The 310-nt window shown below is 62.3% G+C and carries 1 protein-coding gene; it reads left to right on the forward strand.

Features of this window, described 5'->3' with window-relative positions; genetic code table 11:
• Nucleotides 1-208 (forward strand): hypothetical protein (locus SB754_RS19695; RefSeq protein WP_410784081.1); only part of this gene is annotated, 208 nt, incomplete at its 5' end.
• Nucleotides 209-310: the final 102 nt, after the last annotated feature.

Genomic DNA, 310 nt, shown 5'->3' on the forward strand with positions numbered 1-310 from the left:
CAGCGAGGCTGCAGCCATCCGAACCCTGCTGGAAAAGCAGTGGTTGGCGGGCGGCAACACAGTGGAGGACAATGGCGCCGGGGGCTCATCCGCGCCGGAGTCCGGCGACGACAGCACAGAGCACAGCACAAACCGGCCAACTAAGCCCGGAGCATCAGCGGTGGACAGCGAAGCCGCTCAGGAGAAGGAAACAGGTAAGGACTCGTAATGCCAGACATGCCCTCCATCGACTACACACTCGCTGAGTACAGCGAGCTGTTCATGCTGCTGGCAGCGTTCGCCTACACGGTGGCGTTCCTGGCCTTCACCT

The organism is Leifsonia sp. SIMBA_070 (genome assembly GCF_046534635.1).
In the GTDB taxonomy this organism is placed as follows: domain Bacteria; phylum Actinomycetota; class Actinomycetes; order Actinomycetales; family Microbacteriaceae; genus Leifsonia.